The sequence below is a fragment of the Microbacter sp. GSS18 genome (assembly GCA_029319145.1).
GTDB lineage: Bacteria > Actinomycetota > Actinomycetes > Actinomycetales > Microbacteriaceae > Microbacterium.
In genome coordinates, this window is record CP119753.1 from 1,085,660 (window position 1) to 1,106,752 (window position 21,093).

The following is a 21,093-nucleotide window of genomic DNA, read 5'->3' on the forward strand; positions in this document are numbered from 1 at the left end:
GAATGCTCCGCGTGCTCACGGCCGGCGAATCGCACGGCCCAGAACTCGTCGCCATCATGGAGGGACTGCCCGCCGGCGTCCCGGTCTCGCGCGCCGCCATCCAGGCGGACCTCGCGCGTCGCAAGCTCGGCTACGGCCGCGGCTCGCGCATGAAGTTCGAGGAGGACGAGCTGACGATCTCGGGCGGCGTCCGCCACGGGCTCAGCCTCGGCAGCCCGATCGCCCTGCGCATCGGCAACACCGAATGGCCCAAGTGGGTCGAGGTCATGAGCCCCGAGCCCACCGAGCTCTCGGACCGCTCTCGCGGCCGCGGCGCCGCCCTCACACGGCCGCGCCCCGGGCACGCCGACCTCGTCGGCATGCAGAAGTACGACTTCGACGAGTCCCGCCCCATCCTCGAGCGCGCCAGCGCCCGCGAGACGGCCGCGCGCGTGGCTCTCGGCGCCGTCGCGCGCTCGTTCCTGAGCGAACTGGGCATCCGGCTCGTCAGCCACACGCTCTCGATCGGCCCGGTGCGCGCGCCCGAGGATGCGCCGCTCCCGGCGCCCGAGGACGTCGAAGCGCTGGACGCCGATCCGCTGCGCTGCTTCCACCCCGGGACCTCGGAGCGCATGGTCGCCGAGGTCGACGCGGCGCGCAAGGACGGCGACACGCTCGGAGGCATCGTCGAGGTGCTCGCGTACGGGCTTCCCCCGGGCCTCGGCTCCCACGTGCACTGGGACCGGCGCCTCGACGGCAGGCTCGCGCAGGCGCTCATGAGCATCCAGGCGATCAAGGGCGTCGAGGTCGGCGACGGGTTCGAGACGACCCGGCGCCGCGGGTCCGCCGCCCACGACGAGCTGTTCGCCACCGACGACGGCATCTCGCGCTCCAGCGACAGGGCCGGCGGAACCGAGGGCGGCATGTCCACCGGCACCGTCCTGCGCGTGCGCGCGGGCATGAAGCCCATCGCCACGGTTCCCCGCGCGCTGCGGACCGTCGACGTCGCGACCGGCGACACGGCCGCCGCGCACCACCAGCGCTCGGACGTGTGCGCCGTGCCCGCCGCGGGCGTCGTCGCCGAGGCCATGGTCGCCATCGTGCTGGCCGAGGCGATCCTGGAGAAGTTCGGCGGCGACAGCGTCGGCGAGACCGCCCGCAACCTGCGCGGCTACCTCGACGCGATCCCGGAGACCCTGCGCACGGCCACCGCCAGCGACGCGACGCTCGGAGCATGAGCGACGGCGGCGCCATCGTCCTCATCGGCCCCATGGGCGCGGGCAAGACCAGCGTCGGTCGTCGTGTCGCCAAGGCCCTGGGCCTGGAGTTCGCCGACACGGATGCCGCCGTGGTGCGCGAGCACGGCCCCATCGAGGAGATCTTCCGCGCGCAGGGCGAGACGCGCTTCCGGCAGATCGAGCGCGCCGCCGTCGAGCGCGCGCTCCAGGGCGGCGGCGTCGTCTCGCTCGGCGGCGGCGCCGTGCTGGACCCCGCCACCCGCCGGGACCTGGCGGGTCATCGGGTCGTGCTCCTGACGATCGAGCCGCGCATCGTGGCCTCGCGGGTCCGAGGATCGGCCCGGCCGCTCCTGGCGGACGGCGGCGACGCCATGGCCCGGTGGAACGAGATCTACGCGCAGCGCCGGCCCATCTACGAAGGCCTCGCCGACGTGACCTTCGACACATCCAGCGGACCGCTCCAGCGCGTGGTGGAGGACATCGTCGCGTGGGTGCGACGAGACGAGGAGGCATCGTGACCGAGCAGACGACGATCAGCGTGACCGGCGACGCCGGGTACGACATCACGGTGGGCCGCGGCATCCTCTCGACCCTGGGCGCGGCGCTGCCTCCGGCGGCGCGCAAGGTCCTCGTGATCCATCCGCCGACGCTCGCGGCGCAGGCCGAGTCGCTGCGCGAGGGCCTCGTGGGCGACCGCGAGGTGCTGCTCGCCGAGATCCCGGATGCCGAGGCGGGAAAGCGCGTCGAGGTCGCCGCGTTCTGCTGGCAGGTCATGGGCAAGGCCGACTTCACCCGCACCGACGCCGTCGTCGGCTTCGGCGGGGGAGCGGTCACCGACCTCGCGGGCTTCGTCGCCGCGACATGGCTGCGCGGCGTCGACGTCGTCCAGGTGCCCACCACGGTGCTCGGGATGGTGGACGCCGCCGTCGGCGGCAAGACCGGCATCAACACCGCCGAGGGCAAGAACCTCGTCGGCGCCTTCTGGGCACCGCGCGCCGTGCTGTGCGATCTCGACCTGCTCGACACGCTCTCGCGCAATGAGCGGGTCGCGGGCTACGCCGAAGTGGTCAAGGCCGGCTTCATCGCCGAGCCCGAGATCCTCGACCTCGTCGAGGCCGATCCGGAGGACGCTACCGAGCCGCGCAGCGACGCCTTCCGGCGGAGCATCGAACTCGCCATCGCCATGAAGGCCCGCGTCGTGGGTGAGGATCTGCGCGAGGCCGGGCTGCGCGAGATCCTCAATTACGGTCACACCCTCGGCCATGCCATCGAGCACGCCGAGCGGTACCGCTGGCGCCACGGTGCGGCCGTCTCGGTGGGGATGGTGTTCGCCGCCGAGCTGTCGCGGCTGGCCGGACGACTCTCCGACGACGCCGCCGCGCGCCACCGGGACATCCTCGAGAGCCTCGGGCTGCCCACCACCTACCGCCCGGGCGGCTGGCCGCAGCTGCTCGCCACGATGCAGCGCGACAAGAAGAGCCGCGGCGGGATGCTGCGCTTCATCGTGCTCGACGACATCGCCAAGCCCACGGTGCTGCAGGCCCCCGACGAGTCGCTCCTGTTCGCCGCCTATCAGGAGGTCGCCGGATGAGCGCGCCGCGTCGCCTGCTGCTGGTCAACGGGCCCAATCTGAATCTGCTCGGGACGCGCGAGCCCGGGATCTACGGGGCGGACACGCTCGCCGACGTCGAGCGCCTCGTTCACGAGACCGCGGCCGCCCACGGCTTCGAGGTGCGGTCGGTCCAGAGCAACCACGAGGGTGTGCTCATCGACGCCATCCACGCCGCGCGCGAGGATTGCGCGGGCATCGTCATCAACCCCGGCGGCCTGACGCACACGTCGGTGGTCCTGCGCGACGCCCTCTCCGGCGTCGCGCTGCCGGTGGCCGAGATCCACATCTCGAACGTGTACGAGCGGGAGTCGTTCCGGCACTTCTCGTATGTCAGGGACGTCGCCGCGGTGCACGTCATCGGCGAGGGCGTGCCGGGATACGCCACCGCGACGACCCGGCTCATCGAGGTCGTCACGGGGGCCGCCGACGGCTGAATCCGGCGTCCGACCCCGGCATCCCTTACGATGGAACGTCGGGCGTGCGCCACGCCGCCCGTCGCGCACGCTGTCCCCGACACGAAACGGATCATCCCTTCCATGGCTTCCACCGCAGACATCAAGAACGGCGTCGTCCTCAGCATCGACGGACAGCTCTGGAGCGTCGTGGAGTTCCAGCACGTCAAGCCGGGCAAGGGCGGGGCGTTCGTCCGCACGAAGCTGAAGAACGTCATCAGCGGCAAGGTCGTCGACAAGACGTACAACGCCGGCGCCAAGGTCGACATCCAGAACGTCGACCGTCGCGACTACCAGTACCTGTACAACGACGGCGAGAGCTTCGTCTTCATGGACCTGGACGACTACGACCAGATCAACGTGCCCGCGTCCGTCGTCGGGGACGCGGCGAACTTCATGCTGGAGAACCAGAACGTCACGATCGCCCTGCACGACGGCAACCCGCTGTATCTCGACCTGCCGGCCTCGGTCGTCCTCGAGATCACGTACACCGAGCCGGGCCTGCAGGGCGACCGCTCGTCTGCGGGCACCAAGGCCGCCACCGTCGAGACCGGCTACGAGATCCAGGTCCCGCTGTTCCTCGAGACCGGCACCAAGGTCAAGGTCGACACCCGCACGGGCGACTACCTCGGCCGTGTGAACTGATCGCGCCCCCACTCCGCCCATGAGTGCCCGCACGAAGGCGCGCAAGCGCGCGCTCGACATCCTGTTCCAGGCCGACGTCCGCGGCGAAGAGCTGCCGGCGATCCTCGCCGCGGAGGCCAAGCGCGCCGCGGGCGAGCCCTCCCGCGAAGCGTCGTGGCTCTACGCGCGCGAGATCATCGACGGCATCGTCGACAACCGCGAGGCGATCGACGAGCAGATCACGACGTTCGCCAAGGACTGGTCGCTCGCGCGCATGCCTGCTGTGGACCGCGCGCTGCTGCGCGTGGGCGCGTGGGAGATCCTCTACAACGAGGACGTGCCCACCGCGGTCGCGATCGACGAGGCGGTGGAGCTGGCGAAGGAGTTCTCGACGGAGGAGTCCGGCGCCTTCGTGCACGGCGTCCTCGCCCGCATCGCCCGCGCCTCCTGACCCGACGTCCGGGACGTCCGCCAGGATGGAGCCCATGCGCGCCGACGACGCCGACGCCACCGCGTGGCGCAGCATCGTGTCGCCGCGGGTGCACGCCGACGAGGGCGTGCCCCTCGCGCTCGGCGTCGACCTGCTGGTGCGCGCACGCGACGGTTCCGCCTGGGCGCCGCGGCGTCTGACCCCCGCGACCGCGCGCGCGGCGGATCGTGCGCCCGAGGACGTCGTGCTCGGAGTGCGGCCCATGGTTCCCGGGGCCTCGACGGGGACGTGGGTGAAGGGCGATGCGTCATGGGACGCGGTGCGGCGCCCGGGCGACCGCTTCGCCACGGCCCCGGCGCGCTGGTTCGCGCAGCTGCACAGCATCGCCCGCGAGATGCGGAGCCTTGCGACGTACTCCGACCTGTCCGACTGGCTCGTCCTCGACACCGTCGATTCGGACCTGCTGTGGGCGCATCTCGAGCGCGCGGGCGACCATGGCGTCGACCTCGTCGGCGTGCGCCGGAACACGACGGTGGGCGTGGCGCGCGAGGCCGACGTGGCGGTCGCCGTCGACGCGCGCGCGGGCGGCGGCTACGTGCTCGCCCCGCTCGTGCGAATCGACGGCGCCGTCGCGGATGCCGCCCGCACGCGGCCGATCGGCGACTCGGGCATCCACGTCCACCGGTTCGAGGGCGAGGCGGTGCACGTGACACTCGCCCGCGCGGCGCTGGGGGAGACCGCCCGCCGGCTGCTCACCGCCCGATCGCCCGTGTCGGTGCCGGGGTCCGAGGCGACGGAGTTCCTCACCGGCCACGCTCCGCGCCTGGCGCGCCGGGAGCGCGTGACGCCGGGACCCGGCGTGTCGATCCCGGCACCGCCGCCCCCCGTGCTCGTCGTCGCGGTGACGTACGCCGATCCCGACCGCACGACGGTCGGCGCGGCGTGGGAGTACGCCGGGCTCGGCCGGCTGCCCTTCGCGGCGGGGGAGCGCTCGTCGGACCGGGACGCCGCGGCGGAGGCGGCGACGCTGGAGCGGATCCGTCCGCTGTGGGACCCGCCGCCGGGCATCGCCCACGCCCCGCTCACGCTCACGGGCGAGGACGCGCTCGCGTTCGGCACCGAGATCCTGCCCGCCCTCACCGCGCTCGACCGCGTGCGCATCGAGACGTCCGGGCCCGCGCCGCGGTACCGCGAACTCGACGGCGTCCCCGAGATCTCGGTCACCGCCGTCGAGAGCCCCGAGCCCGACTGGTTCGATCTCGGCGTCGTCGTCACTATCGACGGCCGCCGCATCCCCTTCGGCGCCCTCTTCACGGCCCTCAGCATGCGACGGCGGCGCATGATGCTCTCCGACGGCGCGCACTTCTCGCTCGCGCACCCCGCGCTCGACCGGCTGCGGGACCTCATCGACGAGGCGGCCGACGTCGTGGAGTGGGAGCCGGAGGGCGCGAGGGTCGACCGGCATCAGCTCGCGGTCTGGGCCGATTTCGAGGACCTCGCCGACCAGGCCGAGCCGGCCGTGTCGTGGCGACGGACGATCGAGGGGCTGCGCGACCTCGAGGCGATCCCCGAGACGCCCGCGCCGGAGGCGCTGCACGCCGTCATGCGCCCGTACCAGAAGGTCGGCTTCGACTGGCTCGCCTTCCTGTGGCGCAGTCGCCTCGGAGGCATCCTCGCCGACGACATGGGGCTCGGCAAGACGCTCCAGGCGCTGGCGCTGGCCGCGCACACCCGCGAGGCGGGGGAGACCCGGCCGATCCTCGTCGTCGCCCCCACGAGCGTTCTGGGCACGTGGCGCGATGAGGCCGGACGCTTCACGCCCGGCCTCCGCGTCCACGTCGCCGCGTCCACGCAGGCCCGCGCATCGACGGAGCTCGCCGCGGCGGCGCGGGACGCGCACGTGATCGTGACCTCCTACGCGGTGCTGCGGCTCGACGAGGCCGCGTACGCGGACGTGGACTGGGCGGCCGTCGTCCTCGACGAAGCGCAGTCGGTGAAGAACCCGGCCACGCGCGTGCACCGCGCTGCCCGCGCCCTGCGCGCCGACGCCGTGTTCGCCCTCACCGGGACGCCGCTGGAGAACACGCTCGCCGATCTGTGGGCGCTGCTGTCACTGACCTCGCCCGGCCTCTTCCCGTCGGCGCCGCGGTTCCGGCGCGATTTCATCGGCCCCATCGAGAACGGCAAGGTCCCCGAGAACGTCGAGGGCGGGCCGTTCCGCGCCGCGAGACTGGCGCGGCTGCGCCGCCGCATCCGGCCCTTCGTCCTGCGTCGCACCAAGGAGCGCGTCGCCGCCGAACTGCCGCCGCGGCAGGAGCAGGTCGTCCACGTGGAGCTGAGCGCCGCGCATCGGGCGGTCTACGACACGGTCCTGCAGCGCGAGCGGCAGAAGGTCCTCGGTCTGGTGGCCGACCTCGACCGGAACCGGTTCATCGTGTTCCGGTCGCTGACGCTCCTGCGCATGCTGAGCCTCGCCCCCGAGCTCGTCGACGCCGGCGATGCGGGCATCCGCTCGGCGAAGCTCGACACCCTCACCGCCCGGCTCGTCGAACTGGCGGCGGAAGGGCACCGCGCGCTCGTGTTCAGCCAGTTCACGTCCTACCTCGACATCGTGCAGGGCCGCCTCGCCGCCGAAGGGCTCGCCTCCGTGCGCCTGGACGGCTCGACCAGGCGACGCGACGACGTCGTCTCGAGCTTCCGGGACGGCGACGCGCCGGTGTTCCTGATCAGCCTCAAAGCCGGCGGCGTCGGACTCACCCTCACCGAGGCGGACTACGTGTTCCTCCTGGATCCGTGGTGGAATCCCGCCGCCGAGGCGCAGGCGATCGACCGCACGCACCGGATCGGACAGTCCTCGCCGGTGATGGTGTACCGCCTCGTCGCCGCCGGCACGATCGAGGAGAAGGTCCTCGCGCTGCAGCAGCGGAAGGCGCGGCTGATCGAGTCCGTGATGGACGACGACGATCTGCTCGCCCGGTCGCTCACCGCGGAGGACGTGCGGGAGCTGTTCGCGCTCTGACGCGCGGGGCGCGCGGGCGGGGCTCCGGGTCGTCGCCCGGAGCCCCAGTAGAATCGTCCACGGTTCGACACAGGAGGATTTTCATGCGGATCACGGGCCTCGGGCACGCCGGGATGTTCATCGAGACGGCCGGCGGAAGCATCCTGTGCGACCCGGTCGTCAAGCCGTCGTTCTTCGGCTCGTGGTTCGTCTTCCCCGACAATCGCGCCCTCGACTGGGAACGCTTCGGCGCGGCCGACTTCCTCTACATATCGCACCGCCACCGCGACCACTTCGACCCGTGGTTCCTCGAGACGTACGTGTCGAAGGACGTCAAGGTGCTGCTGCCGGAGTACCCCACCGACGACCTCGAGCAGGACCTCCGCGCGCTCGGCTACGACAACATCGTCTACACCCAGGCGGGGGTGCCGCTGGAGTACGGCGACCTGAAGATCATGGTGACGCCGCTGCGAGCACCGTCGGACGGCCCGATCGGGGACTCGTCGCTGTCGGTGGACGACGGCACGGCGAGCATCCTCAACCAGAACGACTCGCACCCGCTGGACCTCGAGAAGCTGCTGTCGTTCTCGAAGCCCGAGGCGTACTTCACCCAGACCTCCGGGGCGATCTGGTGGCCCATGGTCTACGATCTGCCGCACGACGCGAAGCAGAACTTCGCGAAGCTCAAGCGGGACGCGCAGAACAAGCGCGCGATGTACTACATCGAGAAGGTCGATGCCCCCCACGTGTTCCCGATGGCGGGCCCGCCGATGTTCCTGCGCGAAGAGCTGTTCCGCTACAACGGCTTCGGGCTGGAGGACGACTCGATCTTCACCGACTCGATGCAGTTCCTCGAGCACATGGCCGAGCAGCGCCCGGAGCAGGCTGGGCACCTGTTCATCCCCGGCACGGTCGTGGACATGAACGCCGGCGAGCTGACCGTCACGCAGACGCTGTACTCGGATGCCGACATCGAGCGCATCTACCGGGACAAGTGGACCTATCTCGCCGAGCAGCGCGACACGCGCCAGGACGAGATCACCGCCGAGGAGGCCACGCGCGCCGAGGTGCTGCCGCCGGCCGAGATGCTCGCCGCCATCAAGGACTGGTGGGAGCCGCTGCTGCGGCGCGCCCGGACGATCCGGAACGGCGTCGGCGGCAACGTGCGCTTCCGCATCGGCGAGCTCGACATGGTCGTGGACTTCCCCAGGGCCAAGGTCCGCGAGTACGCCGGCGAGGAGTGCGTGTACTGGTACACGATCCCCGCGGATCTCGTCTCGACGAACATCTCCGACCACGAGATCGACTGGTCGAACTCGATCTTCCTGTCGATGCAGTTCGAGGTCGGGCGTAGCGGCAAGTTCAACGAGTTCCTCACGACCTTCCTCAAGTGCCTGTCGCGGGACCGCATCGAGTACGTCGAGAACTGGTACTCCGAGCAGACCGATCAGACCGAGGACGTCCAGCTCGAGGACTGGGTGGTGCAGCGCCGCTGCCCGCACCTGCGCGCCGACCTCAGCAAGACCGGCAAGATCGAGGACGGCGTCCTCACCTGCAGCCTCCACGACTGGAAGTGGGACCTCCGAAGCGGCAAGTGCCTGACATCGCAAGGGCACGAGATCCGCTCGACCGCTGCCGAGCCCGCGCCCACGCGCTGACGGCGAGGCGGCGCGGTCACACGCGCGGCGCGCGATCGAGCGTGTCGACGAACCTCGTCGATTCGGGCAGACCGGCGTTGAGCAGACCTCACACCGGCGGTGCAGGGGGATGAGGCGCGCGTCGGCGGGTCGCCCTGACCCCTAGTTCGACATGCCACGCGGTGAGGGCGAGCGCCATGGCTCCCAGCGAGGTCCAGAGGATCATGCCGACGGCCTGGATCGTGGTCGCCAGCAGGCCGGCGACGATCATGCCGGCCGCGAACAGCCCGAGAGCGACGAACACGACGACGCGCATGGCAGGCGACATCAGGTCGGAGCGGCGTATGCGCATGACCGACGCGACGATCGCCCAGACGAACAGGCCCGCCCAGACCGGGACGAACCACACGAACAGCAAGGCGGCCAGGGCCGCGGCGACTCCGAGCAGCGCGGGACCGCGGGGCACGGCGTGCGTACCCTCTCGAACGGGCAGCTCTGCGGCGAAGAAGCCCACCATGGTGTAACCGGGCGAGCCCTCCTCGTCGACGGGCGCTCCGAGCCCGACGGCACCGACCAGGACCGCGGTTGTCAGCAGGATCGCGACCGCGAGGGCACCGCTCACGGTTGCGGCGCCGATCTCGTCGATGGTGGGGCTGCCGGTCGCGAGCGCGTACCCGCAGATCCCCGTGATGAGCAGCCACGCCAGACTCGAGGCGATGCTGAACCAGGGCAGCATTCGAGCGAGCAGATGAACCATCGCCCATCCTCCTCAGGCTCGCCGGGCCCCCGTTGCGCCATCAGCCCGACTCGGCTCCGTGCCGCGCCACGCGGCACCTTCGACCACAGAATAGACCCGGCTGACACGACGAGGAAGAGACGCCGCGACGGTCGTCGGGTCGGGTACGCTGGGAGTACCACAGCAACCTTTAACCCCGTCCCGTGAGGCGGAGAAGGGAGCGGCGGATGAGCACGCGAACCGTGCTGCACGAGGCCGACATCGCCCGCGCCTTGACTCGGATCTCGCACGAGATCCTGGAGTCCAACAAAGGCCCGGACGATCTGGTGATCCTCGGCATCCCCACTCGCGGCGTCACGCTCGCCCATCGCATCGCGGCGCTCGTCACCGAGTTCGGCGGCATGGCCGTCCCGGTGGGCTCGCTCGATGTGACCATGTACCGCGACGACCTGCATCGCAATCCGACCCGGACGCCGCAGCCGACCGAGATCCCCGCGGGCGGGATCGACGGCAAGGTCGTCGTCCTCGTCGACGACGTGCTGTTCTCGGGTCGCAGCATCCGCGCGGCGCTGGACGCCGTCAAGGACATCGGCCGCCCACGCGCGGTGCGCCTGGCGACTCTCATCGACCGCGGCCACCGCGAGCTGCCGATCCGGCCGGACTTCGTCGGCAAGAACCTCCCGAGCGCCCGCGAGGAGCGCGTCAACGTGCGCCTCGCCGAGGTCGACGGCGTCGAGGAGGTGACGATCGGCGCATGAAGAACCTGCTCGACACCCGCACGCTCTCGCGCGACGACGCGATCGGCATCCTCGATGTCGCCGAGGACATGGCCGACACGCAGCGTCGCGAGGTCAAGAAGCTTCCGACGCTGCGCGGCAAGACCGTCGTGAACCTGTTCTTCGAGGACTCCACGCGCACGCGGATCTCGTTCGAGGCGGCCGCCAAGCGCCTGTCCGCCGACGTCATCAACTTCTCGGCCAAGGGCTCGAGCGTCTCGAAGGGCGAGTCCCTTCAGGACACCGCGCAGACGCTCCAGGCCATGGGGGCGGATGCCGTCGTCATCCGCCACGGCGCCTCCGGCGCACCCCGGACCCTCGCCACCAGCGGCTGGATCACCGCCGGCGTCGTCAACGCCGGCGACGGCACCCACGAGCATCCCACGCAGGCACTGCTGGACGCTTTCACGATGCGCAAGCGCCGGTTCGGCGACGCCAGCCGCGGACGCGACCTGGCGGGCCAGCACGTGACGATCGTGGGCGACATCCTCCACTCGCGGGTCGCGCGCTCCAACGTCTGGCTGCTGAACACCCTCGGCGCCGACGTCACGCTGGTGGCCCCGCCCACGCTCGTGCCGCAGGACGTGTCGGCGTGGCCGGTGACCGTCGTCTACGACCTCGACGAGGCCCTCGAGGCGAGCCCCGACGTCCTGATGATGCTGCGCATCCAGCTGGAGCGCATGAACGCCGCGTATTTCCCTACTGAACGGGAGTATTCGCGCCGCTGGGGCCTCGACGCCCGGCGACTTCACACCCTCGGCCCGGATAGCATTGTCATGCACCCCGGCCCGATGAACCGCGGCCTGGAGATCTCCGCCGACGCCGCCGATTCGCCGCGCTCGACGGTCCTCGAGCAGGTGGCGAACGGCGTCTCGGTACGGATGGCGGTGCTGTATCTGCTGCTGGCGGGCTCGGACCCGCGCGATGAGAAGGAGGACGCACGATGACCGAGGTCCTCTTGTTCCGAGGAGCCCAGATCGAAGGCTCTGCCGCCGCCGACATCCTCGTCGAGGACGGCCGGATCGCCGCGGTCGGCCCGGATGCCGGCCGCGCGGGCGCGACGGTCGTCGACGCCGACGGGCTGCTGGTCCTGCCCGGCCTCGTCGATCTGCACACGCACCTGCGCGAACCCGGCTACGAGGCGTCCGAGACGGTGCTCACCGGAACGCGCGCCGCCGCCGCGGGCGGGTACACGGCCGTGTTCGCCATGCCCAACACGTCGCCGGTCGCCGACACCGCCGGCGTCGTCGAGCAGGAGCTCGCGCTCGGCGAGGCGGCGGGCTTCGCCACCGTGCAGCCGATCGGCGCGGTCACGGTCGGGCAGAAGGGCGAGCGCCTCGCGGAGCTCGGCGCGATGGCGGAGTCCCGCGCGCGAGTGCGCGTCTTCAGCGACGACGGCTTCTGCGTGTGGGATCCGCTCATCATGCGCCGGGCGCTGGAGTACGTGAAGGCGTTCGACGGCGTCATCGCGCAGCACGCGCAGGACCCGCGCCTGACCGAGGGCGCGCAGATGAACGAGGGTCCGGTGTCGGCCGAGCTCGGCCTCGCCGGATGGCCGGCTGTCGCCGAGGAGTCGATCATCGCCCGCGACGTGCTGCTGGCCGAGCACGTCGGATCGCGCCTGCACGTGTGCCACCTCTCGACGGCGGGGTCGGTCGACATCATCCGCTGGGCCAAGAAGCGCGGAATCGACGTCACCGCCGAGGTGACGCCTCACCACCTGCTGCTGACCGACGAGCTCGTGCGCGGCTACGACCCCCGGTTCAAGGTGAACCCCCCGCTGCGCACCGAGGAGGACGTCATGGCCGTCCGCGAGGGCCTGGCCGACGGAACGATCGACATCGTCGCCACCGACCACGCGCCGCACCCGGCCGAGGCGAAGGCCTGCGAATGGCAGGCGGCGGCCAACGGCATGGTGGGACTCGAGAGCGCGCTGCGCATCGTGCACGCCACGATGGTCGAGACCGGCCTGATCACGTGGGGCGACGTCGCGCGCGTCATGTCGCGCGAGCCCGCCCGCATCGGACGCCTGGACGGCCACGGCACACCTCTGACCGAGGGACAGCCCGCCTCGCTGACCTTCTACGACCCGCGGCCGGTCCGCACGTTCGGCGCGGACGACCTGCGCGGCCGCAGCGCCAACTCGCCGTACGTCGGGCGCGAGCTTCCCGGAGAGGTCCGCTGGACGCTGCACGCCGGCGTGCCGACCGTCGCCGACGGAGCGCTCCTCGACGAGCCCGGGGTGCGCGCATGACCCGCGAAGGCGCCCTCCTGGTCGTCGCCGCCGTCACCGTCGTCCTGCTCGCGGTCCTCGCCTGGGCATGGTGGCGCCGGACGCGGCGAGACGCGGTCTGGACGGCGCCGGCGGGCGAGATCCCCGCCGGAGCCCGCGAGAGCGCCGTCTTCGAGACCCTCTACGTGGCCACGACGCGCCACGGCGAGCCGCTCGAGCGTCTGGCGATCGGGGGCCTCGCCTTCCGCTCACGCGCCACGTTCACGGTGACCGACGCCGGCTTCGCCCTCGACCTCACGGGCAAGCCGCGGCTCTTCTTCGCCGCGTCGCGTCTCGACGACGTCGCACAGGCGACGGTCGCCATCGACCGCGTGGTCGAGCGCGACGGCCTCGTGCGCGTCGCGTGGCGCATCGACGACGAGACGGTCGTCGACTCCTACTTCCGACCTCAGGATGCCTCGGCACGCGCTCTCGCGGACGCCCTGAGCGGCATCCTCCCCATCCCGACGGGACACGACGCATGACATTCCAGTTCCAGTCCGACCCCGCCGTGCTCGTCCTCGAGGACGGCACCCGCTACCACGGCCGCGCCTACGGCGCGCGGGGCACCACGCTCGGCGAGGTCGTCTTCGCCACCGGCATGACCGGCTACCAGGAGACCCTCACCGACCCGTCCTACGCCGGCCAGATCGTGCTGCAGACCGCGCCCCACATCGGCAACACCGGCGTCAACGACGAGGACCCCGAGTCCCGCCGCATCTGGGTCGCGGGCTACATCGTGCGCGATCCCTCGCGCGTCGTGTCGAACTGGCGCGCCGACGAGTCGCTGGACGACGCGCTCACCCGCGACGGCATCGTCGGCATCTCCGGCATCGACACGCGAGCCGTCACACGACGCATCCGCTCCGACGGCAGCATGCGCGGCGGCGTCTTCTCGGGCGAGGCCGCATCGCTGGCCGAGGACGAGCAGCTGCGCCTCGTGCGCGAGGCACCCGAGATGGCCGGGCAGAACCTGTCCGGCCAGGTGTCGGTGGACGCCCCGCAGGTCACCCCGGCGACGGGGGAGCGGCTCGGCAGCCTCGCCGTGCTGGATCTGGGGGTCAAGCAGGCGACGGTCGACAACCTCGCCGCGCGCGGCTTCGACGTGCACGTGATGCCGCAGACCTCGACGATCGCCGACATCCTCGCGATCGACCCGGTCGCCGTCTTCTACTCCAACGGCCCGGGCGACCCGGCGGCCTCCGACGCGCACGTCGAGCTGCTGCGCTCGGTGCTCGACCGCAGGCTGCCGTTCTTCGGCATCTGCTTCGGCAACCAGCTGCTGGGACGCGCACTGGGCTTCGGCACCTACAAGCTGCCCTTCGGGCACCGCGGCATCAACCAGCCGGTGCGCGACAAGCAGACCGGCCGCGTGGAGATCACCGCGCACAACCACGGCTTCGCCGTCGACGCGCCCACCGACGGCGTCGTCGACAGCCCCCACGGCTACGGCCGCGTCGAGGTCAGCCATGTCGGCCTCAACGACGACTGCGTCGAGGGCCTGCGCGCACTCGACATCCCGGCCTTCTCGGTGCAGTACCACCCCGAGGCCGCCGCGGGGCCCCACGACGCCAACTACCTTTTCGACCGCTTCCGCGACCTGGTCGTCGCGACCCAGGAGACCCAGAAGAATGCCTAAGCGCGACGACATCAACAGCGTCCTCGTCATCGGCTCCGGGCCGATCGTCATCGGCCAGGCGTGCGAGTTCGACTACTCCGGCACCCAGGCCTGCCGCGTGCTGCGCGAGGAGGGCGTGCGCGTCATCCTCGTCAACTCGAACCCGGCGACGATCATGACCGACCCCGACTTCGCCGACGCGACCTACATCGAGCCGATCACCCCCGAGGTGATCGAGACGATCATCGCCAAGGAGAAGCCCGACGCGATCCTTCCGACCCTCGGCGGCCAGACGGCGCTCAACGCCGCGATGGCGCTGCACGACCGGGGCATCCTCGAGAAGTACGACGTCGAGCTGATCGGCGCGAAGGTCGACGCCATCCGCAAGGGCGAGGACCGTTGGATCTTCAAGGACCTCGTCCTCGAGGCGGGAGCCGACGTCGCGGCATCGGTCATCTGCCACTCGATGGAAGAGCTGCTCGCCGGGGCCGAGAAGCTCGGGTACCCGCTCGTGGTGCGCCCGAGCTTCACGATGGGCGGACTGGGCTCGGGCTTCGCCTACGATGAGGCGGACCTGCGCCGCATCGGCGGTGCCGGCCTGCACGACTCGCCCACGCACGAGGTGCTCCTCGAGGAGTCGATCCTCGGCTGGAAGGAGTACGAGCTCGAGCTCATGCGCGACACGTCCGACAACACGGTCGTGGTGTGCTCGATCGAGAACGTCGACCCCGTGGGCGTCCACACCGGCGACTCCATCACGGTCGCGCCGGCGCTGACGCTCACCGACCGCGAGTACCAGAAGCTGCGCGACATCGGCATCGACATCATCCGCGCCGTCGGCGTGGACACCGGCGGCTGCAACATCCAGTTCGCCGTCGACCCCGCCACCGGCCGCATCATCGTCATCGAGATGAACCCGCGCGTGTCGCGCTCGTCCGCCCTCGCGTCGAAGGCGACGGGCTTCCCGATCGCGAAGCTCGCCGCCAAGCTCGCGATCGGGTACCGCCTCGACGAGGTCCCCAACGACATCACGCAGGCGACTCCGGCGAGCTTCGAGCCGACGCTCGACTACGTCGTGGTGAAGGTGCCGCGGTTCAACTTCGAGAAGTTCCCCGCCGCCGACACGACGCTCACCACCACCATGAAGTCGGTGGGCGAGGCGATGGCGATCGGCCGCAACTACGCCACGGCGCTGCAGAAGGCGCTGCGGTCGCTCGAGAAGCGGGGATCGAGCTTCCATTGGGGCGACGAGGACCGCTCGGTCGACGAGCTGCTCGAGATCGCGCGGACGCCGACCGACGGACGGATCGTCGTGCTGCAGCAGGCCATGCGCAAGGGCGCCACGATCGAGCAGGCGTTCGAGGCCACGAAGATCGACCCGTGGTTCCTCGACCAGATCGCGCTCATCAACGAGGTGGCCGAGTTCATCCGCACCGCCGGCGAGCTGTCCGCCGACGTCCTGCGCGTCGCGAAGGAGCACGGCTTCAGCGACGCCCAGATCGCCGAGCTCCGCGACGACACCGAGGCCGAGGTCCGCGGCGTCCGTCACGGACTGGGCGTGCGCCCCGTCTACAAGACGGTCGACACGTGTGCGGGGGAGTTCCCCGCGCTCACGCCGTACCACTACTCGAGCTACGACAGCGAGACCGAGGTGACGCCGTCCGACCGCACCAAGGTCGTCATCATCGGCTCCGGCCCGAACCGCATCGGGCAGGGCGTCGAGTTCGACTACTCGTGCGTGCACGCGTCGTTCGCCCTGTCGGACGCCGGATTCGAGACCGTCATGGTCAACTGCAACCCCGAGACGGTCTCGACCGACTACGACACGTCCGACCGCCTGTACTTCGAGCCGCTGACCCTCGAGGACGTCCTCGAGGTGCTGCACGCCGAAGCGCAGTCCGGCACGATCCTCGGCGTCGTCTGCCAGCTCGGCGGTCAGACGCCGCTCGGGCTCGCCAAGGGAATCGAGGCCGCGGGGTACAACATCCTCGGCACCAAGCCCGCGGCGATCGACCTCGCCGAGGAGCGCGAGCTGTTCGCCCGCCTGCTCGACGATGCCGGCCTCGTCGCCCCGCGCAACGGCACGGCGATCGACGTCGAGGGCGCCGTGACCGTGGCCGAGGAGATCGGCTACCCGGTCCTGGTGCGTCCCAGCTTCGTCCTGGGCGGCCGCGGCATGGAGATCGTGTACTCGACCGAGGCGCTGCGCGACTACTTCGTACGGGTCGCCGGCGAGGCCATCATCGGACCCGGCCTGCCGCTGCTGGTCGACCGGTTCCTCGACGACGCGATCGAACTCGACGTGGACGCGCTCTACGACGGCGCGGAGCTGTACATCGGCGGCGTCATGGAGCACCTCGAGGAGGCCGGCATCCACTCCGGCGACTCGTCGTGCACGCTGCCGCCGGTCAGTCTCGGCCGCACCGACGTCGATCGCGTCCGAGAGGCCACGCGCGCCATCGCCGAGGGCGTGGGGGTGCGCGGCCTGCTGAACGTGCAGTTCGCGATCTCGGCCGGCGTGCTCTACGTCATCGAGGCGAACCCCCGAGCCAGCCGCACGGTGCCGTTCGTGTCGAAGGCACTCGGCATCCCGCTCGCCAAGGCCGCGAGCCGCATCATGGCCGGCGCGACCATCGCCGAGCTGAAGGCGGAGGGGCTGCTGCCCGAGGCGGACGGCTCGCGCGTGCCGCTGGACGCCCCCGTCGCCGTGAAGGAGGCCGTGCTGCCGTTCAAGCGGTTCCGCACCGCCGACGGCCAGACGGTCGACTCGGTGCTCGGACCCGAGATGCGCTCGACCGGCGAGGTCATGGGCATCGACCGCGACTTCCCGACGGCCTTCGCGAAGTCGCAGGATGCCGCGTACGGCGGCATGCCCCAGTCGGGCACCGTCTTCATCTCCGTCGCGGACGCCGACAAGCGCGCCGTGATCCTGCCCGCGCACCGCCTGCGCGAGCTCGGGTTCGATCTGGTGGCGACCGAGGGCACGGCGGAGATCCTCGCCCGCAACGGCATCGACGTCACCGTCGTCAACAAGTACTCGGCGACGCAGGCGACGGGGGAGACGAACATCGTCGATCTCATCAACGCCGGCGACATCGACATCATCGTGAACACGCCCTCCGGCGGGAGCGCGCGCGCGGACGGGTACGAGATCCGCGCCGCCGCCGTCGCCGGCGACAAGGCGCTGTTCACCACGATGGCGGTGCTCGGCGCCGCCGTCAGCGCGCTCCCGGTGCTGCAGAAGGGCTTCGAGGTGCGGAGCCTGCAGGAGTACGCCGCCGACCGGGCAGGCGACGCGTGACGGGCTTCGGCGCGCGCCTGCGTGCGGCGCTGGACGCCCACGGTCCGCTGTGCGTCGGCATCGACCCCCATGAGCATCTGCTCGCAGGCTGGGGGCTCGAGCCCTCTGCGGCCGGCGTGCGCGAGTTCGGACTGCGAACCGTCGAGGCAGCGGCCGGCCGCGTCGGCGTCGTCAAGCCCCAGGTGTCGTTCTTCGAGCGCTGGGGCTCGGCCGGGTTCGCCGCCCTCGAGGACGTCCTCGCCTCCGCGCGGGGAGCCGGACTGATCGTGATCGCCGACGCCAAGCGCGGTGACATCGGCACGACGATGGACGGCTACGCCGCTGCGTGGCTGACCCCCGGCGCTCCGCTCGAAGCGGATGCGCTCACCGTCAGCCCGTACCTCGGACCGGAGTCGCTGCGCAGCACGCTCACGACGGCGATCCGCCACGACAAGGGCGTGTTCGTCCTCGCGGCGACGAGCAATCCCGAGGCGGCAGCGGTGCAGACGGCTCAGACCGTCGACGTCGCCGCCACGGACGGCCAGACCGTGGCCGAGCGCGTCGCCGCCGACATCCAGTGGGTCAACTCGTCGGCGGCCTTCGGAGGCGGGCTCGGGCCGGTCGGCCTCGTGGTGGGCGCCACCATCGACCGCCAGGCGTTCGGCCTGACCGACGACGTGCTCCGCGGCGCACCCATCCTCGCGCCCGGATTCGGCGCGCAGGGCGCCGCTCCCGCCGATCTGCCCCGGCTGTTCGGCGACGTGTCGTCGCATGTGATCGCCAGCGAGAGCCGCAGCGTGCTCGCCGCCGGCCCCGCCCTTCTGGCCGCGCGCATCGACGAGCGCGCGGCGATGTACCGTGAAGGTTCCCATGAGTGACTCCCGAACCCCTCCCGAGGTCGATCGCGCCTCGGCATCGCGTCGAGCCGTCGCCGCGCGCCGCGAGCGCGCCGCGCTGAAGAAGGACGTCGCGATGCGCGTCATCACGCCGCAGGAGCTGCTGCGACGCGCGACCGCGGAGCCCGCCGCCCCGGCGGGCGCGATGCGCATCACCGAATTCCTCACCAGCATCCCCGCGATCGGCGAGGGCAAGCGCGACCGCATCCTCGAGGAGCTGCGCATCTCGCCCGTCAAGCGCCTGGGCGGCCTCGGCTCCCGTCAGCGCATCGCGCTCGAGCGCTTCCTCGACGAGCGCTGGCCCGAGGCCGGGCCGCGCGCGGGACGCAGCCGGCTCGTCGTGCTGGCCGGGCCCACCGCCGTCGGCAAGGGCACCGTGGCCGCCTACATCAAGGAGCACCACCCCGAGATCAAGCTGTCGGTGTCGGCGACCACGCGCGCGCCCCGCCCCGGCGAGGTCGAGGGAGAGCACTACTACTTCGTCGACGACGCGGAGTTCGACCGTCTGATCGCGGGCGGCGAGCTGCTCGAGTGGGCGACGGTGCACAACGCCCACCGCTACGGCACGCCGCGCCGGCCGATCGAGGAGGCTCTCGCGGATGGGCGCACCGTGCTGCTGGAGATCGACCTGCAGGGCGCACGCCAGGTGCGCGCCGCCGAGCCGTCGGCCACATTGGTGTTCCTGCTGCCGCCGAGCTGGGACGAGCTGGTCCAGCGCCTGGTCGGGCGCGGCACCGAGGAGGCCGAGGAACGGGCCCGGCGCCTGCGCACCGCGAAGGTCGAATTGGCCGCCCAGAGCGAGTTCGACTACCGCGTCGTGAACGAGAACGTCGCCTCGGCGGCCGAAGAGGTCGTAGAATTGGTGCAGGCGCCCGCGCGTCCGCTTTCGCGCGTCTGAATCACGCCGCCGCCGTCCCACCGACACCCGCCCTCTGCGCGGGCGTCATGACCAGGAGGTTTCGCCATGGCCGGAACGAACCAGGGGATCATCGAGCCCCCCATCGACAGCCTGCTCGAGAAGGTCGACTCGAAGTACCAGCTCGTCATCTACGCGGCCAAGCGCGCGCGCCAGATCAACGACTACTACTCCGACCTGCACGAGGGGAACCTGTTCGACAACGTCGGTCCGCTCGTGGACTCGACCGTCGAGGACAAGCCCCTCACGATCGCGATGCACGAGATCCACGAGGACAAGCTGCGCCTGCGCAGCGCCGAGTGATCCCGCACGCCGCCGGATCCGTGGCGCCGTGAGGCGCGCGGTCCCGGCGGTGTCGCATGTCACGGGCATACTGGTGCCCGCCCGAAACCGCTTCGCCTCGCCCTGGGAGACTCGATGACCGCGCTGCGCCTGTTCACTTCGGAGTCCGTCACCGAAGGCCACCCCGACAAGATCTGCGACCAGATCTCCGACAGCATCCTCGATGCGCTGCTGGCCGTGGACCCGAACAGTCGCGTCGCCGTCGAGACGCTCGTCACCACGGGCCTCGTGCACGTCGCGGGCGAAGTGCGCACCGAGGGCTACGTCGACATCCCGGGCACCGTGCGCCGCGTCGTCAACGAGATCGGCTACACCTCCAGCGAGCAGGGCTTCGACGGCGATTCGTGCGGCGTCAGCGTCTCGATCGGCGAGCAGTCCAGCGACATCGCCGACGGGGTGGAGACCTCGCGCGAGGTGCGCGAGGGGGGTTCGACCGATCCGATCGACCGACTCGGCGCGGGCGATCAGGGCATCATGTTCGGCTACGCCACGAACGAGACGCCGCAGCTCATGCCGATCGCGATCTGGACGGCCCACCGCATCGCCGAGCGCCTCGCGCACGCCCGCCGCACCGACGCGCTGCCGTTCCTGCGACCGGACGGCAAGACGCAGGTCACCGTCGGCTACGAGGGCTCCGTGCCCCGCACGATCGAGACGGTCGTGCTCTCGACCCAGCACAACCCGGGAATCACCCACGCGGCACTCAAGGCCGCCGTCGTCGCCGAGGTGATCGAGCCGGTGCTCGCCGAGACCGGCCTGGACCACGCCGGATTCGACGCCATCGTGAACCCGGCCGGCGAGTTCATCATCGGCGGACCCAAGGGCGACGCCGGGCTGACCGGCCGGAAGATCATCATCGACACCTACGGCGGAGCGGCGCGCCACGGCGGCGGGGCGTTCAGCGGCAAGGACCCCTCCAAGGTCGACCGCTCCGGCGCGTACGCCATGCGATGGGTCGCCAAGAACGCCGTCGCCGCCGGCCTCGCCGACCGGCTGGAGCTGCAGGTGGCATACGCCATCGGGCAGGCCCACCCCGTCGGGCTCTACGTCGAGACGTTCGGCACCGGTCACGTGTCGGACGACGTGATCACCGGAGCCATCCGCGACGTCTTCGACCTGCGCCCGCGCGCCATCATCGACCAGCTCGACCTGCTGCGCCCCATCTACCGCCAGACGGCAGCGTACGGCCACTTCGGGCGCGAGCTGCCCGACTTCACGTGGGAGCGCACCGACCGCGTCGAGGACCTGCGCGCCGCCGCCGGGCTCTGACGTGCCCGCGCGGCGCGT

At 71.3% G+C, this 21,093-nt stretch carries 19 protein-coding genes; 18 read left to right on the top strand and 1 reads right to left on the bottom strand.

Annotated features, from left to right (window positions below):
* Positions 1-2: 2 nt before the first annotated feature.
* The 8 genes from aroC (at position 3) to P0L94_05185 (ending at position 8,991) form a co-directional block, all read left to right on the top strand.
* On the top strand, positions 3-1,217 hold the full coding sequence (gene aroC / locus P0L94_05150; protein ID WES65454.1) for a chorismate synthase: 1,215 nt from the start codon (positions 3-5) through the stop codon (positions 1,215-1,217).
* Entirely contained in the window at positions 1,214-1,735 is a 522-nt protein-coding gene (locus P0L94_05155; GenBank protein WES65455.1) for a shikimate kinase, read from the top strand. Before aroC ends, P0L94_05155 begins: the two co-directional genes overlap by 4 nt.
* On the top strand, positions 1,732-2,808 hold the full coding sequence (aroB, locus tag P0L94_05160) for a 3-dehydroquinate synthase (GenBank protein WES65456.1): 1,077 nt from the start codon (positions 1,732-1,734) through the stop codon (positions 2,806-2,808). Before P0L94_05155 ends, aroB begins: the two co-directional genes overlap by 4 nt.
* Positions 2,805-3,263, top strand: a complete 459-nt coding sequence (locus P0L94_05165; GenBank protein WES65457.1) for a 3-dehydroquinate dehydratase — start codon at positions 2,805-2,807, stop codon at positions 3,261-3,263. The genes aroB and P0L94_05165 overlap by 4 nt, the downstream gene beginning before the upstream one ends.
* Positions 3,264-3,365: 102 nt before the next feature.
* Positions 3,366-3,926, top strand: a complete 561-nt coding sequence (gene efp / locus P0L94_05170; GenBank protein ID WES65458.1) for an elongation factor P — start codon at positions 3,366-3,368, stop codon at positions 3,924-3,926.
* Between the two features lie 19 nt (positions 3,927-3,945).
* Positions 3,946-4,356 (top strand): transcription antitermination factor NusB, encoded by a 411-nt coding sequence (gene nusB / locus P0L94_05175; protein ID WES65459.1) that lies wholly within the window; start codon positions 3,946-3,948, stop codon positions 4,354-4,356.
* 34 nt (positions 4,357-4,390) lie between these two features.
* The gene (locus P0L94_05180; GenBank protein WES65460.1) at positions 4,391-7,354 is read left to right on the top strand and encodes a DEAD/DEAH box helicase; all 2,964 of its coding nucleotides are present in this window, start codon (positions 4,391-4,393) and stop codon (positions 7,352-7,354) included.
* 83 nt (positions 7,355-7,437) lie between these two features.
* Positions 7,438-8,991 carry a Rieske 2Fe-2S domain-containing protein gene (locus tag P0L94_05185; protein WES65461.1) on the top strand — a complete coding sequence of 518 codons (1,554 nt, stop codon included), beginning with the start codon at positions 7,438-7,440 and terminating at the stop codon, positions 8,989-8,991.
* Between the two features lie 88 nt (positions 8,992-9,079).
* Here the strand turns inward: P0L94_05185 and P0L94_05190 are convergent, their stop codons facing one another.
* Complete coding sequence (locus tag P0L94_05190; GenBank protein ID WES65462.1) at positions 9,080-9,727, bottom strand: hypothetical protein; 648 nt, start codon at positions 9,725-9,727, stop codon at positions 9,080-9,082.
* A gap of 206 nt (positions 9,728-9,933) precedes the next feature.
* On the opposite strand from P0L94_05190, the gene pyrR reads away from it, so the two are divergent.
* From pyrR to metK, 10 genes are all read left to right on the top strand, one after another.
* On the top strand, positions 9,934-10,464 hold the full coding sequence (gene pyrR / locus P0L94_05195; GenBank protein ID WES65463.1) for a bifunctional pyr operon transcriptional regulator/uracil phosphoribosyltransferase PyrR: 531 nt from the start codon (positions 9,934-9,936) through the stop codon (positions 10,462-10,464).
* The gene (locus P0L94_05200) at positions 10,461-11,429 is read left to right on the top strand and encodes an aspartate carbamoyltransferase catalytic subunit (GenBank protein ID WES65464.1); all 969 of its coding nucleotides are present in this window, start codon (positions 10,461-10,463) and stop codon (positions 11,427-11,429) included. The genes pyrR and P0L94_05200 overlap by 4 nt, the downstream gene beginning before the upstream one ends.
* Positions 11,426-12,736, top strand: coding sequence for a dihydroorotase (locus P0L94_05205; GenBank protein ID WES65465.1), 1,311 nt, complete (start codon positions 11,426-11,428; stop codon positions 12,734-12,736). The genes P0L94_05200 and P0L94_05205 overlap by 4 nt, the downstream gene beginning before the upstream one ends.
* Positions 12,733-13,239, top strand: coding sequence for a hypothetical protein (locus P0L94_05210; GenBank protein ID WES65466.1), 507 nt, complete (start codon positions 12,733-12,735; stop codon positions 13,237-13,239). The genes P0L94_05205 and P0L94_05210 overlap by 4 nt, the downstream gene beginning before the upstream one ends.
* Positions 13,236-14,393, top strand: a complete 1,158-nt coding sequence (carA, locus tag P0L94_05215; protein ID WES65467.1) for a glutamine-hydrolyzing carbamoyl-phosphate synthase small subunit — start codon at positions 13,236-13,238, stop codon at positions 14,391-14,393. The genes P0L94_05210 and carA overlap by 4 nt, the downstream gene beginning before the upstream one ends.
* On the top strand, positions 14,386-17,673 hold the full coding sequence (gene carB, locus P0L94_05220; GenBank protein WES65468.1) for a carbamoyl-phosphate synthase large subunit: 3,288 nt from the start codon (positions 14,386-14,388) through the stop codon (positions 17,671-17,673). The genes carA and carB overlap by 8 nt, the downstream gene beginning before the upstream one ends.
* Entirely contained in the window at positions 17,670-18,530 is an 861-nt protein-coding gene (gene pyrF, locus P0L94_05225) for an orotidine-5'-phosphate decarboxylase (GenBank protein WES65469.1), read from the top strand. The genes carB and pyrF overlap by 4 nt, the downstream gene beginning before the upstream one ends.
* Positions 18,523-19,446 (top strand): guanylate kinase, encoded by a 924-nt coding sequence (gene gmk / locus P0L94_05230; GenBank protein ID WES65470.1) that lies wholly within the window; start codon positions 18,523-18,525, stop codon positions 19,444-19,446. Before pyrF ends, gmk begins: the two co-directional genes overlap by 8 nt.
* 66 nt (positions 19,447-19,512) lie before the next feature.
* Positions 19,513-19,767, top strand: coding sequence for a DNA-directed RNA polymerase subunit omega (gene rpoZ / locus P0L94_05235; GenBank protein ID WES65471.1), 255 nt, complete (start codon positions 19,513-19,515; stop codon positions 19,765-19,767).
* 114 nt (positions 19,768-19,881) lie between these two features.
* Positions 19,882-21,075 carry a methionine adenosyltransferase gene (gene metK / locus P0L94_05240; GenBank protein ID WES65472.1) on the top strand — a complete coding sequence of 398 codons (1,194 nt, stop codon included), beginning with the start codon at positions 19,882-19,884 and terminating at the stop codon, positions 21,073-21,075.
* The last annotated feature ends 18 nt before the right edge of the window (positions 21,076-21,093 follow it).